The following is a 13,675-nucleotide window of genomic DNA, read 5'->3' as shown; positions in this document are numbered from 1 at the left end:
ACGGAGCTGCAAAATGTTTGAAGAAAGTAAAGTTATCAATAAGGAAGCCTTTTTTGTATATGTAAACTCTAAAGGGGAGGTCTCTCCTCACCATATTGCCAAATTTGTTCATAAGGATGATTACTTCCAGGGATACTCTATAGATAAACGTTCTTATAGGACGTTTAGAAAAGATAGGGTATTAGAGATGTTCGATGATAAAAGTCAACTGCCTCCCCTAGTTAGCACTTCTCATGATGGCGAGACTTTTAATAGTAAGTTATTAAATGATAGTAAAAACAAGGTAGCTAAAGTTTCTAAAATAGAAATTTGCTTTACCGGGTTTAATAAAGAAGAGAAAGATAGACTTACTGAATTAGCTAAAAATAATGGACTTGATGTTAAGTCTGGTGTGACATCAAAGCTTTATTTCCTATGTTGCGGTGAGAATGCTGGCCCAAGAAAAATAGAGCTTGCGAATGGTAAAGGGGTATTTCTTATCACCTCAGAACAATTCGAACACTTCATTGAAACTGGTGAGATTTTACAAGAATCATTTGAACTTGGTCAGCAAAAAGAATTAGTGGAACCAATGGATGAAAAAATAAAAGCTCTACATGAAAATGCTGCGTCAACTTTTAATATCGTACGCTCTTTACAGCGTAGTAATGCCTTGATTGCTCATTTTTCTGATGGCTATGCTGCTGGTTGGCGATTTGCTGTCAGTAAAGTGTATAAAGAGGCTTTAGATATTAAACTTACTAAATCAGTATTTGAAGGACACCAATACGATACTTGGACTCAGGGTGCATCATACTCATTTCACCGTGGAGATACGTTTTATAGTAGTAAGTTAGGCTATACAGATTGGGCAGAATTTCTGAAATTGGAAGATGCAGTGGTTCTACAAGTGAAATTCGAGTGTTTTGCTGGATATGAAACCATTGCAACACTTGATGGGAAATTTACCGGAAGTTTTATTCCCGATAACTTAATTACGTCTAAAGAACTAACGGAATTGCCAATACTTATTGAAAGTCAGTCATATGATGCTGGCACTTTAACAATTGAAGTATTTCGGCCGAGTATCGAAAGGGAGAAAATAAAATTGATGGAAACCTTAGTCATGGATCAAAACGAATTTATTGCTTTACTCCAAACTGGATGTTATTGGAAAAAAGATAAGGGGAGTAAACCTATTCGCGCGGATTTATTTGCCAAATGACTATCCGCAAGCTTACAACTGGCAAATGGATTTGTGAGTGCTATCCCAATGGACGGCGTGGTGAACGGCTTCGCAAGCAGTTTGCTACTAAAGGCGAGGCGCTCTCATTTGAGCGTCGTATGATGCAAAAAGATCAAGTTGTTGAGGCTTCGGTTGGTAATACATTGAAACTCAGCAATTTGGTTAGTCGTTGGTACGAGATGCACGGGCAAACTCTAACATCGGGTGAAACCCGAAAGGTAAAGTTAGAGGCTATCTGTGAACGGTTGGGTGATCCACTGGTCACGGATTTTGATAAGAACGCTTTTGCTGTTTATCGGGAACAGCGGCTTAACGGCAGATGGCAAGCTAAGGGCAGAGCAGCACCGAAACAAGCAACGGTTAACCGTGAATATTCTTATCTTCGGGCGGTATTTTCAGAGTTAAAACGGTTAGGAGAATGGGAGGGTGATAATCCTCTGGATGGCTTACGCCAGTTTAAAGAGGGAGATCAGGAACTCGCATTTCTCTATCCTGACGATATAAAGCGACTATTGGTTGCTTGTGACGAGTCGGAAAATAAAGACCTGGGTAATGTGGTTCGCTTATGCCTAGCTACCGGCGCGAGATGGAGTGAAGCGCAGGGGCTTTCTCAGTCTCAACTTATGCCGAATCGTGTCACATTTACTCAGACTAAAAGTAAGCGTAATCGTACAGTTCCCATATCCAAACGTTTATATGACCGCTTGCCTAAACGGCGCGGGCCAATGTTTTCATCCTGTTATGATGCTTTCAAAAATGCACTAAAAAGGGCGGGGATAGAACTGCCTAAAGGACAGCGTACTCACGTACTGCGGCACACATTTGCCAGCCACTTTATGATGGGGGGCGGCAACATTCTGGTACTGCAACAAATCCTTGGTCACAGCACTATCGTGATGACTATGCGTTACTCACATTTCGCCCCGGATCATCTGGATGCAGCACTAACATTAAATCCCTATGACAAGTTCGAAAATGACTAATTTTTAATGGCGGCACAAACTAACCCTACGCAAATATAGCCAAACATGCTCACGACTAACCAATTGATATAAATTAACTTTATGATTCTATTGGTTATGTTTTATTTTTTAAAATCCCTCGGCTTATGGCTGTGCGGGTTCAAGTCCCGCCCCGGGCACCATGGAAACAAATCTAAGTAAAACAAAGTAGTATGAGTATGTCGTTAACCGCCGAGAGGCGGTTTTTTTGTGCCCGAAATCTTATTTGGGAAGATGAATTAGGAGCATACAATTCAACTCACTCAATATTATTGCAAAATTCTTTCTGCACCCAAAGGCTTACACTACCCCCGTTGACTGGGAATACTGCCTCGCCGCGATCATCAGTGGTTATAATGGCGAGATGATTACCCAGGAAATCAGCAAACTCTTTGTTAGCTAAATCCTCTCCTAGCCGAATTGTTTTTTCATTTTCAGCACCATTAGAAATAACAACGACACAGCCGGGGTCTTCCCCTGTGCCCGAGCGAACGAACGCTATGCAGTTTTTATCATCAAAATAGTCAATTTGTGTACCATGCGCGAAGCGTTTTCTGGCCTGAATTAATCTTTCCAACTCAGCAATAATGGGCATTTCTATTTGATACGTTCCCCCATCATCCCCGATATCTTCATAGCTGGCACCAAACAGATCAGGATAAAACACGCATGGGATGCCCTGCTCACGAAGTAATATCAATGCATATGCTAGTGGTTTAAACCAAGGCTCAACAGGTGCTTCCAGCGATTGGAGTGGTTGAGTGTCGTGGTTTGCCACTATAGTGATTGTATGCATTGGATCGGCTTCGATTAATGTGCCACTAAATATCTGTGTTAAGTCAAAATCTTCACCTTGATTTGATGCTTCGTGAAATTTATGGTGCAAAGCCACATCGAATAACATCACTGAACCGTCTACCCGCTCTAAATATTGCTGTAATTTTTTAATGTCCGGAGACCAGTACTCTGCGATAATTAATAAATCATGACTTGCTTTATTTTGTACATGTTGAATCCATTGTTTGTAAAACCATGCAGGGATATGTTTTACTGCATCCAAGCGAAAACCATCAATTGGTAATGTATCTAGTAACCATTCTCCCCAATAGTTTAGTTCTCCCATAACTGCAGGGTTGCGAAAATCAATATCGGCTCCCATCAGATAGTCAAAATTACCTAACTCGTCGTCAACCTCGGTATTCCAGCCCTCATCACTATAATCGTTTATAATCTTAAAAATACCTTCACCTAGTGGATCTTCAATATGGTCAACACCACTAAAGCACTGTTTATCCCAGATAAAGGATGAATAGGTTTCATTGCGACCTGGGAAAGTGAATCGGGTATAGGCCTGTGCATCAATAACTGCTTCGTCAATTTCAGTGCGATTTTCAGGATTAACTTTATGGACACTTACCGGCTCTTTTTCATCAGCCCCTATTTTATGGTTGAAGACGACATCAAATAGGATCTTGATATCTACATCCTTCAATCGATTAATCGCATGCAGCAACCCTTCTTTATCTCCATATTTTGTTGCCCTAGTCCCCTTCTGATCAAATTCACCTAAATCAAACAAATCATAAGTGTCATATCCGACCGAATACCCTCCCGAAGCACCTTTATACGCAGGAGGTAACCAAACATAATTAATCCCGAGGTGGCTAATATGTTCTGTTCGTTCAGCAACCTCCTGCCATAATTTACCTCCATCAGGATAATACCAATGGAAAAACTGAAAAATTGTGGGGTTTTTCATAGGCTTGGTAACTCCGTTTTATTGCTTCTCTCATAGTATGGCCCAGTTTATAAATTTTTGACTGGCAATAAAGTAATAGACTGTGTATTTCTTTTACTAATGAGCTAATGTGAATCTCATTTTTTGTCTGTTAGGAGGTCTAAATGGACATAAGAGATATTCCTTTCGGTATCACTGATTGGTCTACAGTGGAGAAAACCGAGCATAAAGGAGCTCAAGGAATTGCATATTGGAGAACTCAGAACTTTAACAACATCCGGGTTCGTATGGTTGAATACAGCGCAGGATACATAGCAGACCACTGGTGTTCCAAAGGACATATTTTACTGTGCCTTGACGGTGAATTAAGCACTGAACTCGTTGATGGGCGTATTTTTATATTAAAAGCAGGCATGAGTTACCAGGTCGCAGACCATGCAGAAGCACATCGATCATCAACGATATCCGGAGCCAAACTTTTTATTGTTGATTGATTTGATGCACATTAAGAAGCTCATTGCACTTTTATATCAGCTAACAGTCAATCCTCGACTGTTAGTTGATAGAACACTTTCTTATCGCCCTTCAGGTAATGAATCAACCGGGTTATCCGGATATAAAGCACGGATACGACGTCGGACAATTTCAACCTGGAATGCAGCCATAACTGCAATCATAATCAGGATTTCACCAAATCCACCTTGTTCAGTTGGTTGATTATAAAGGTACTGCAGTGTGCCAATAATCCATTTAGACCCAACCAGCAGTAAAAATAAAGTAATAGTCAGTGGTGTTCCTTTGCAAAAAATACGCCCATCAGGTTCACGCCAGATCTCGATAAGGCGACCTTGTAAAACGCCGATGATAATACTAAATAAAACACCACTGCCTAAAACAACCCAGGAAGTCATTGTAGCTGGCATATATGTGCCACCCACTACCAGACCGACCATCCCATAGACCCAAGCCCATTTAAAACGAGCAGGGCCTAACGATACCTCGTGACTGACCGACTGACGGTACAACGCAAAAAGTGTAAGCACCAGAATAATCAGTATTTGTACGGGAGTCATCGCTATCTCCTTCAAGAGAAGCATCCAGTCAGCGATAAAGCACCTTGGTTGACCATAATATCCAACTACACGGGCAATATAGGGATACCTTATCAGTCTTTGGAAAAGTTAAAAATCTCAGTACGGCCGGCAATGAATTGCCAACTCGAACTGTATAAAGTTTAGCCTATTATTAGATGATGAGTAAGATAAGTAATCGCTGCTCTTTTAACTAGCACTTGTATTTAGCCATTTTTACTCTTTCCTTTTATCAACACAGCATTAGCGCGGCTGTGACATTGAGTATTCTAAACAAAAAATAATATCCACAGATCTTGCGGCCTTATTTAAGGTCATCTATTGATGATAAACTAGCGATGCTTTTTATTAATCAATAGGAATAACAATTAAAGAGGACGATACATGACTCAAAATATTTATGATAATCAAGATTTTTTCTCAGGCTACGCCAAACTTAGTCGTTCTGTTGATGGATTAGACGGCGCGCCAGAATGGCCGGCCATTCGTGAAATTCTACCACCACTATCAGGGCGTAAAATCATTGACTTAGGTTGTGGTTATGGTTGGTTTTGTCGCTACGCTCATTTACAAGGCGCGACTGAGATTTTAGGGTTGGATGTTTCAGAAAGAATGCTAAATCGCGCTAAAGAAATGACATCTGATAGCAACATCATTTATCGCCAGGAAGATTTGGAAAGTATCCAATTACCGCAACAGATATACCATTTGGCATATAGCTCTCTAACATTGCACTATATAAAAGCCCTGCCAGCCTTACTGACGGCTGTTTATGATGCTTTGCTTCCTGGTGGTAGCTTCATTTTTTCTGCAGAACACCCTATTTACACCGCACCAAAACAGCCTGGTTGGCTGATTGCTAATGATGGGCAAAAATCATGGCCGATAAATAGCTATCAAGCAGAAGGAGAGCGGGTAACAAATTGGTTGGCTGAAGGCGTTATAAAGCAACATAGGACATTAGGGACTTATATTAACCTTTTGGTAAAACATGGATTTGTTATTAAGCATTTAGAAGAATGGGGCCCGACAGCACAGCAAATTATAGATTGCCCTGCATTGGAGGAGGAAAAAGAACGTCCAATGATTTTTTTACTCTCCGCACATAAACCTGCATAAAATAATCTTATATTACTCATAAATAACTCTAAATTAATTCCTTTTTTTGGGGAGGTTTACTCCCCCCCCCTAAGTCAAAACAGACATCCGTCAATTCGCTCCAAAATGGTGCCAATTCCCCAATTCAGTGCATTCATTCACTTAATAATATTTAAAAATATCATTTTATCAAAGAGTTATCTATGGCTCAGAAATTGCTTATTAACAGTAAGCATATCAAAGGAGCCGTTTATGAAAACAATGTCAGCGTACTACTTACAATACACCGCATTTTTGCTACTAATTATAGGTGCTATCCATTTTATTTTTCAGTAATTGTTAAAAGAGTCCTGCAAATTTGAGGATCTTTTTGTATCATTAAAAATAGGCAAAAATCGACGGGGTTGATAGTATCAGAAATGTTGACCCCACTGACATCTCATCTATATCGCTTCCAACATTTATCCAATTTGGAATGTCTACTGTTCAAATCCCCTGCCATTCCTCTCTTACTATTATTAGTATTTTTCATAAGTTATTTTGTCGATACGCCATACTGGTTGAGTATATTGCAGGAGTTCTAAATCGTATTACTGCACAGAATTTATAACCAATAATAATGTTATTTTTGGTCAAAGAGATAACTATTTGTTTTTACTTGTTTTTAATATGATAATTAAAATGAAAAGTATGATCTGACAATATCTACAGGATCAGACTCATCTGTTTTCTTTTTTGTCTGACTTAGCCAAATAACTATTAACTTGACGAATGGACTAGTGATGAAGGAGACAATGAGTTTGCCAGTAGCACTTCCACTGGTTCAAGAGCGCCTCCTTGGGAGCAAAACCTCTTTGAGTCACGAACCATAGTCAATCGCCCCCAATGATTTGCTCAGTAATATCCAGAGTTCTGACTGGTTATTAGCATTTAAGAATAATCCATTAGAGTGAATTACTGCTGTATATGAAATCCTCAAATGAAGGAATCCACCGGCGCACGGACGCGCCAGTAAGCAAAGTCCATTTTCTGATTTTGCTGGTGTAGGGACTATTATTTACTCTTCAAGATACCTACCACTCATTTCATCCAAAGCACCAGAAAGCATTGTCACTACCCTACATTGCTTGTCTTTTCCGGCACTTTTGTTGAATGGTGACTTGCAAAACTGGCTCATTTTCCCAGCCCAGTATGCTTTAACTATCGAGGAATCTACCAGTTTTATACATGCAATACGTTCTTTCACCGAATAACTGCGAATACACGCAGCTTCCGATACTCGCATTATCGCAGGCACTGGAATACGTTCATTTGTCGAAGAAGAAGCAGAAAACGCCGAATTTGATATAAGTAGGATACTTAGAAGTATTTTCATGTTAATTCCTTGTATAAAACATGTGAGATATAAAGCTACCTCCTAATCAACTAAACTTCATATTAAGGATATTTAGTACAAATATACCTATGTAAAAAAAAGTGTACGGGGAGGAAAATAAAAAAAACAACTTAGTGGTGGGATGTCTAGCACACGGACGTACCCCTGTAGTCCCTCCGGTTTTAGTACCTCCGCCAATGAGGGTATCCAGCCCGTTGTTGTCTCGCATAGATAAGCCAAAGCAATATTCTGTTTATATCAGGTTTAAATAACTACACGTTTGTAATGATATGTTGCAAATGCTGATTTGGTTTTCAGCAAAATACTATCGTTTATATGGAAATAAGAGGAGATTTCAAAATGAGTTTATCTACTGAGTTTCGAAAGTTTCTGGTGCCCACGGTTTTTCTATTGTCCACTTTTGCAATATTACCCTCTCATGCTGTAGTGGCTAAATCTCAGCAATACATTTGTAGCGGCTCTCACGGTGATGCAACAGATACTGGGCTGTGGGATGGTATTTTTAATGCTAACAGTGAAGCTGATGCGGCCAACCAAGCAACAATTAAATACATGCCACCAGGCCCTGGTGCGTGGGTTAAAGTATTCTTTTGTAGGGTCATGTAAAATCATTAATAATTAAATACTCTTGAGAGCCGTTGTGAAAGGTGGCTCTCAATTTATCTTTATTATCAAAATAACTCATTTTGAACCGGCCATGAAACCCATCAATGAGGGGTAGCGTAAAAAATTTATGTAACCCATAGTTCCTAAAATTATCAGGTCGCCAATTGGTGTTATTATTCAATTTACGGAGTCTTGTGTTTTCGTGCAAACATCCAGGCCAACTCAGTCTTTATGACTTCATTCTCTTTCCTGAATATCGCTAACGTTACGCCTGGCACAATGCGGTATTACCGAAGAAAAGATATTCGCAGCATATAAACAGCGATAAGCATAATAAATATGTCTTTGTTGACACTCACGTATCAAATAGGCCTGATGGTTCATTAACACCCGAAATATGGAAAATGAGAGTTGATGGAAATACAGTTTGGAACACATTATTAAAATGAGCGGAAATTGAAAACTTTAGATTTCATGATTTAATACGCACATGAAAAAGTTGGTTAGTTTAATCCGGAGTTCCTATTTCTGCATTACAATAAATGGGTGGATGAGGAACCATTAAAATGGTTAAAAGATATGCGCATCTTTTACCAAATAATTTAAATGAACATGCCAGACAAATAGACGCAATATTTAATAGTTGAGTCGAAAATATGTCCCATGAAATAGATTTGAAATTAAAGATTAATACTAAGTGATTGATTCTGTTGGTGGGTCGTGCAGGGTTCGAACCTGCGACCAATTGATTAAAAGTCAACTGCTCTACCAACTGAGCTAACGACCCAACAGCGATAATTATTCTCCTGTTGGCCCTGGCTGTCAAACACTTCATCGGATTTTTCTCTTTATACTGGGTGATATTCATCCCTGTGGATTAATTATGCATCTGGTAGTTGCGATTATTGTTAGTTATGTCACTTCATGTTGTAATTCCATGCGCTGTGATGAACTTAACAAAATTCAGTGTGTGAAATATAAACACTGGAAAACGAGGCGTATTGTGTAATTATTGTTGCGAAGATATTAAATAATTCAAAAATTGTATTTAAAGCATACAAAAAAACAAAGACAGACAGGGTAAGACCAAAGAGCCAACATAGAGCTCAACAACTTCACAAATAAATACAGGAAGAGGGAATGGGAAAGATGGTAGACCAATCCAAGATAGTGGCAGAGCCTTTGCCGGAACCTGAAGAGCACCTTCAACGAAGTCTCTCCAACCGCCATATTCAGTTGATTGCTATTGGTGGTGCCATAGGTACTGGCTTGTTTATGGGTTCGGGTAAAACCATCAGCCTGGCCGGGCCGTCGATCATCTTCGTTTATATGATAATCGGCTTTATGTTGTTCTTCGTGATGCGAGCAATGGGTGAGTTGCTGCTCTCGAACCTGAAGTACAAATCATTCAGTGATTTTGCCGCTGACTTACTTGGCCCTTGGGCGGGGTTTTTCACTGGCTGGACTTACTGGTTTTGTTGGGTCATCACCGGCATCGCCGATGTCGTCGCCATCACTGCCTATGCGCAATTCTGGTTCCCCGGCTTTTCGCAATGGGTCGCCTCATTGTTAGTGGTTTTACTACTGTTATCTCTGAATTTGGCAACAGTAAAAATGTTCGGTGAGATGGAGTTCTGGTTCGCCATGATCAAAATTGTGGCAATCGTGGCGTTGATCTTTGCCGGTCTGACGATGGTGTTAATGAGCTATCAGTCCCCATCAGGTACGACGGCCTCATTTACACATTTATGGAATGATGGTGGCATGTTCCCGAAAGGAATCAGCGGCTTCTTTGCTGGTTTCCAGATTGCCGTTTTTGCCTTCGTGGGTATTGAATTAGTTGGAACTACCGCTGCTGAAACCAAAGATCCTGAGGTGGTATTACCGCGCGCGATTAACTCCATTCCGATCCGCATCATCATGTTCTATGTTTTCTCATTGATTATGATTATGTCCGTGACCCCCTGGAGCTCCGTGGTTGCGGATAAAAGCCCATTTGTTGAGTTATTCGTTCTGGTCGGTTTACCTGCCGCTGCCAGTGTGATCAACTTTGTGGTGTTGACCTCCGCTGCCTCCTCCGCCAACAGCGGCGTGTTCTCCACCAGCCGCATGTTGTTCGGTTTGGCGAAAGAAGGTGATGCACCAAAGCAGTTTGGCAAGTTATCACGCCGTTCGGTTCCCGCATCCGGCCTGACATTCTCTTGTATTTGCCTGTTGGGCGGCGTGGTGCTGATTTACCTGATCCCGAATGTCATGACCGTCTTTACTTTGGTCACCACCGTATCGGCGATTCTGTTTATGTTCGTCTGGACGATTATCCTTTGCTCTTATCTGGTGTATCGCAAAAGACGCCCGGCACTACATAAGAAGTCGATTTACAAAATGCCAGCTGGGATTTTCATGTCTTGGGTGTGTATGGCGTTCTTCGCCTTTGTCTTGGTTCTGTTGACGTTAGAAAGTGATACCCGCCAGGCGCTGATGGTGACGCCATTGTGGTTTGTCATTCTGACCATCGGTTACATTATCTTGAAAAAACGCAGAACGCGTCTGTTCGATAGTAACAATAACTAATACTTATCCTCCGGCGTCAGAACGCTTCTGACGCCCTTTTCTCTTCTCACTCAATGGCTATTCTCGTCGGGCAATGCCGCCAATCACCAACTGTTGCACACTCGCTACTGTCTGTTGGAAGAATTCTTTATCACTGAGATTTTTGCCGCTAATGGCCTCAATTTGGGCGCTAAAATCGGCGTAATGCTGGGTTGTCGCCCATAACATGAAAATGAAATGTTGTGGCTCAACATCGGCTATCAGGCCATCATCCATCCAACGGCGAATAATCAAGACCTTGTCATCGAACAGAGTTTTCAACTCCCCCGCCAGCTCTTGCTTAAGCAATGGCGCACCCTGGATCATCTCCAGACAAAACAGACGTGATGCTTGCGGGTGATCGCGAGATACCGCTAATTTAAGGGCAATATAGTGCCGAATAGCGTCGATTGGCTGCTGATCGGCCTGTAATGCTTTGAGTGGTGCGAGCCAGATGGCCAGAATGTCTTTTAACACCGCGATATACAGCGCTTCTTTCGAAGGGAAGTAATACAGCAGATTGGTTTTTGAGACATCAGCCCGCTCAGCGACCTGATCCAGACTGGTGCCGTGAATGCCATAAAGCGAAAACAGCTCAAGGGCGGCAGTCATGATGAGTTGCCGTTTCGCGGCTCCGGCCTTGCTGCGGCGGGAAGGTTTTATCTCAGGTGCTGGTGTATCGCTGGTGGCTAGCTTCACTGATAGTCCCTTCATAAATATTGATAAAACAGAATATTGATGAAACTGAAAATAACAAGCTACCTATAACATGCCGATCTCTTCCCCGAATACCTCTTTCTAGTGAATAACTGCACCGTGACTGGGCAGACGCGCCAGTTTTTTGTGCACAATTATTTTACCAAACAGTCCATTTTTGACCATTTGCTCAGCATTTTATTTACCAAAGTTTACCAACACATTGATTAAAAAGGTTTTACAAAAACTGGCATCGGCTTTGCTTAGGTACTGATGCAGACGTACAGATAGTCCCACTCACCATGCAGAGGTGCTCAAATGAAAATTGGCGTATTTATTCCTATCGGCAACAACGGTTGGTTAATTTCCAGCAATGCACCGCAGTACATGCCGAGCTTTGAGTTAAATAAAGCTATTGTGCAAAAAGCTGAACACTATCAGTTCGATTTCGCCTTATCGATGATAAAACTGCGCGGATTTGGCGGCAAAACCGAGTTTTGGGATCATAATCTGGAGTCTTTCACCCTGATGGCCGGGCTGGCTGCGGTCACCTCTCGCATTAAGATTTATGCCACTGCGGCAACCTTAACCCTTCCTCCAGCCATAGTCGCGCGCATGGCTTCCACCATTGACTCTATCTCCAATGGCCGTTTTGGCCTGAATGTGGTGACCGGGTGGCAAAAACCAGAATATGAGCAGATGGGATTGTGGCCGGGAGATGAATATTTCAGTCGTCGCTATGACTATCTCTCTGAATATGTGGAAGTATTACAAGACCTTTGGGGCACAGGGCAATCTGATTTTAAAGGTGAGTTCTTCCAAATGGATGATTGCCGGGTCAGCCCGCAACCGCAAACTCCAATCAAATTAATCTGCGCGGCACAAAGTGATGCTGGCATGGCTTTTTCGGCCAAATATGCCGATTACAACTTCTGTTTCGGCAAGGGTGTGAATACCCCGACCGCCTTTGCCCCAACAGCCGCTCGCCTGCAAAAAGCGGCAGAACAGGCCGGACGTGAGGTCAGTAGCTATGTGTTATTTATGATAATCGCCGACGAAACCGACGAGCTGGCCCGCGCCAAATGGGAAAGTTACAAGGCCGGAGCCGACACCGAAGCACTGGCCTGGTTAACCGAACAAAGTGGTAAAGATACCCAATCGGGGGCAGATACCAATGTGCGCCAAATGGCTGACCCGACCTCTGCCGTGAACATCAATATGGGGACGCTGGTTGGCTCTTATGCCAATGTGGCAAAGATGATGGATGACATTGCCACGGTGCCGGGAACCGAGGGTATTTTGCTGACATTCGATGACTTCCTCTCTGGTATTGAAAATTTCGGTCAACATATCCAGCCGTTGATGAACAGCCGCGCCGATATCTTTGACATCCTGCCACCCGCCGCACGTGAGGTGGCCTAATGAAAATTGTTGAAAGCCGTCAATCGATTGAAACCAAACCGTCTGTCGCCCCTCAACAGCCAGTTCGTCGCAATCCAGGTATCAGCAGCAACGAAGTTATTCTGAATGCGCGACCGGAACCTATCGCCTTCCCTACCTCGGCCAGCGCCTTGATTGTGGTTGATATGCAAAACGCCTATGCCTCAGAGGGGGGGTATCTCGATCTGGCCGGATTTGATGTTTCAGCCACCGCTCCGGTTATCGCCAATATCAAACGCGCGATCACTGCTGCGCGGGCCGCGGGTATTCAGGTGATTTTTTTCCAGAATGGTTGGGATCCACAATATGTTGAAGCGGGCGGGGAAGGCTCGCCAAACTGGCATAAATCCAATGCGCTGAAGACCATGCGTAAACAACCTGAACTGATGGGTAAGCTGCTGGCAAAAGGCGATTGGGACTATGCATTAGTGGACGAACTGCAACCACAAACGGGCGATATCGTGATCGCCAAGCCGCGTTACAGTGGATTTTTCAATACCCAACTCGACAGCATTCTGCGCGCCAAAGGGATTCATCACCTGATTTTCACCGGTATCGCCACCAATGTCTGTGTCGAGTCCACCCTGCGCGACGGCTTCTTCTTTGAGTACTTCGGGGTGGTACTGGAGGATGCAACCCATCAGGCAGGGCCGGATTTTGCCCAAAAAGCTGCACTTTATAACATCGAAACCTTCTTTGGTTGGGTATCTGATGTGGAGACATTCTGCAACTGCCTTGCACCATCGGCACAACTCACCCAGTCGGCATGATAAATGCATTCTATTGCCGCCCCCA

The 13,675-nt window shown here is 42.5% G+C and carries 12 protein-coding genes and 1 tRNA gene; 8 read left to right on the top strand and 5 right to left on the bottom strand.

From position 1 onward, the window contains the following. Positions 1 to 13 precede the first annotated feature (13 nt). Both FTB31_RS16490 and FTB31_RS16485 read left to right on the top strand, forming a co-directional pair. Positions 14 to 1,204: a BRCT domain-containing protein gene (locus tag FTB31_RS16490; protein ID WP_227731601.1), complete on the top strand. Its 1,191-nt coding sequence runs from the start codon at positions 14 to 16 to the stop codon at positions 1,202 to 1,204. After that, positions 1,201 to 2,208, top strand: coding sequence for a phage integrase (locus FTB31_RS16485; RefSeq protein ID WP_227731600.1), 1,008 nt, complete (start codon positions 1,201 to 1,203; stop codon positions 2,206 to 2,208). The genes FTB31_RS16490 and FTB31_RS16485 overlap by 4 nt, the downstream gene beginning before the upstream one ends. Before the next feature lie 277 nt (positions 2,209 to 2,485). Here FTB31_RS16485 and amyA read toward each other — a convergent pair whose 3' ends face one another. Then, positions 2,486 to 3,985, bottom strand: coding sequence for an alpha-amylase (gene amyA / locus FTB31_RS16480; RefSeq protein ID WP_077174109.1), 1,500 nt, complete (start codon positions 3,983 to 3,985; stop codon positions 2,486 to 2,488). A gap of 143 nt (positions 3,986 to 4,128) precedes the next feature. Between amyA and FTB31_RS16475 the strand changes: the two genes are divergently transcribed. Then, complete coding sequence (locus FTB31_RS16475) at positions 4,129 to 4,458, top strand: DHCW motif cupin fold protein (protein ID WP_050077507.1); 330 nt, start codon at positions 4,129 to 4,131, stop codon at positions 4,456 to 4,458. A gap of 81 nt (positions 4,459 to 4,539) precedes the next feature. On the opposite strand, the gene FTB31_RS16470 is transcribed toward FTB31_RS16475, so the two are convergent. Next, complete coding sequence (locus tag FTB31_RS16470; protein WP_050077506.1) at positions 4,540 to 5,037, bottom strand: hypothetical protein; 498 nt, start codon at positions 5,035 to 5,037, stop codon at positions 4,540 to 4,542. Between the two features lie 402 nt (positions 5,038 to 5,439). Here FTB31_RS16470 and FTB31_RS16465 point away from each other — a divergent pair, with 402 nt between their 5' ends. Then, positions 5,440 to 6,174: a class I SAM-dependent methyltransferase gene (locus FTB31_RS16465; RefSeq protein ID WP_227726238.1), complete on the top strand. Its 735-nt coding sequence runs from the start codon at positions 5,440 to 5,442 to the stop codon at positions 6,172 to 6,174. A 1,036-nt stretch (positions 6,175 to 7,210) separates the two neighbouring features. On the opposite strand, the gene FTB31_RS16460 is transcribed toward FTB31_RS16465, so the two are convergent. After that, positions 7,211 to 7,528, bottom strand: coding sequence for a hypothetical protein (locus tag FTB31_RS16460; RefSeq protein WP_050077504.1), 318 nt, complete (start codon positions 7,526 to 7,528; stop codon positions 7,211 to 7,213). 360 nt (positions 7,529 to 7,888) lie between these two features. Here FTB31_RS16460 and FTB31_RS16455 point away from each other — a divergent pair, with 360 nt between their 5' ends. Then, on the top strand, positions 7,889 to 8,155 hold the full coding sequence (locus FTB31_RS16455) for a hypothetical protein (protein WP_077294611.1): 267 nt from the start codon (positions 7,889 to 7,891) through the stop codon (positions 8,153 to 8,155). Positions 8,156 to 8,866: 711 nt separating this feature from the next. On the opposite strand, the gene FTB31_RS16445 is transcribed toward FTB31_RS16455, so the two are convergent. Next, positions 8,867 to 8,942, bottom strand: a tRNA-Lys gene (locus tag FTB31_RS16445). A 362-nt stretch (positions 8,943 to 9,304) separates the two neighbouring features. Between FTB31_RS16445 and cycA the strand changes: the two genes are divergently transcribed. Beyond that, complete coding sequence (gene cycA, locus FTB31_RS16440) at positions 9,305 to 10,726, top strand: D-serine/D-alanine/glycine transporter (RefSeq protein WP_174531811.1); 1,422 nt, start codon at positions 9,305 to 9,307, stop codon at positions 10,724 to 10,726. Between the two features lie 57 nt (positions 10,727 to 10,783). Here the strand turns inward: cycA and rutR are convergent, their stop codons facing one another. Beyond that, positions 10,784 to 11,443 (bottom strand): HTH-type transcriptional regulator RutR, encoded by a 660-nt coding sequence (gene rutR / locus FTB31_RS16435; protein ID WP_072081854.1) that lies wholly within the window; start codon positions 11,441 to 11,443, stop codon positions 10,784 to 10,786. A gap of 315 nt (positions 11,444 to 11,758) precedes the next feature. On the opposite strand from rutR, the gene rutA reads away from it, so the two are divergent. After that, entirely contained in the window at positions 11,759 to 12,862 is a 1,104-nt protein-coding gene (gene rutA / locus FTB31_RS16430; protein ID WP_077174006.1) for a pyrimidine utilization protein A, read from the top strand. Continuing rightward, the gene (gene rutB / locus FTB31_RS16425) at positions 12,862 to 13,650 is read left to right on the top strand and encodes a pyrimidine utilization protein B (protein WP_227731599.1); all 789 of its coding nucleotides are present in this window, start codon (positions 12,862 to 12,864) and stop codon (positions 13,648 to 13,650) included. The genes rutA and rutB overlap by 1 nt, the downstream gene beginning before the upstream one ends. Positions 13,651 to 13,675: the final 25 nt, after the last annotated feature.

The sequence above is a fragment of the Yersinia proxima genome, assembly GCF_902170785.1.
GTDB lineage: Bacteria > Pseudomonadota > Gammaproteobacteria > Enterobacterales > Enterobacteriaceae > Yersinia > Yersinia proxima.
The sequence above is the reverse complement of the archived record's forward strand: the minus strand, read 5'-3'. Positions and strand labels throughout refer to the sequence as shown.